The organism is Streptomyces sp. SID13666 (genome assembly GCF_010548325.1).
Taxonomy (GTDB): domain Bacteria; phylum Actinomycetota; class Actinomycetes; order Streptomycetales; family Streptomycetaceae; genus Actinacidiphila; species Actinacidiphila fildesensis.
This window is the reverse complement of record NZ_JAAGLX010000214.1, coordinates 1-413: the sequence shown is the minus strand read 5'-3', so window position 1 is coordinate 413 and position 413 is coordinate 1. Positions and strand designations below refer to the sequence as shown.

The 413-nt window shown below is 68.3% G+C and carries 1 protein-coding gene and 1 pseudogene; both read right to left on the bottom strand.

The window, feature by feature from the left end:
* Positions 1-131: PadR family transcriptional regulator (locus G3I60_RS44150; RefSeq protein ID WP_164608596.1), on the bottom strand; the 131-nt coding region annotated here is incomplete at its 3' end.
* Positions 132-191: 60 nt separating this feature from the next.
* Positions 192-413 (bottom strand): annotated as a pseudogene (gene fadH, locus G3I60_RS44145) (NADPH-dependent 2,4-dienoyl-CoA reductase); the annotation flags it as partial.

The window sequence follows — 413 nt, the reverse complement described above, 5'->3', positions numbered from 1 at the left end:
AGCTCGCGATAGATCTGCTGATGCGTGGCCGACCAGAAGTAGCCGATCGACCTGTCGAACCGCCGGGTCAACTCCAGCCCCGAGGACGGCTTTTCGAGCAGGGCGGTGAGGATCGCGTGCGGGAGTGACATGAGTTCAATCCTAGGGACCGGCGATGATGGCTGACCTGTGCTCGCGCGCTCGTACGGCCGTCAGAGCGACGCCGCCAGCTCCGTGCCCTGCTTGATGGCACGTTTGGCGTCCAGCTCGGCGGCCACGTCGGCGCCGCCGATCAGGTGCACGCTGCGGCCGGCGGCGAGCAGCTCGTCGTACAGATCGCGGCGCGGGTCCTGGCCGGTGCACAGGACGACGGTGTCGACCGGCAGGACGGTGGAGGTGCCGTCGACGGTGACGTGCAGACCGGCGTCGTCGAT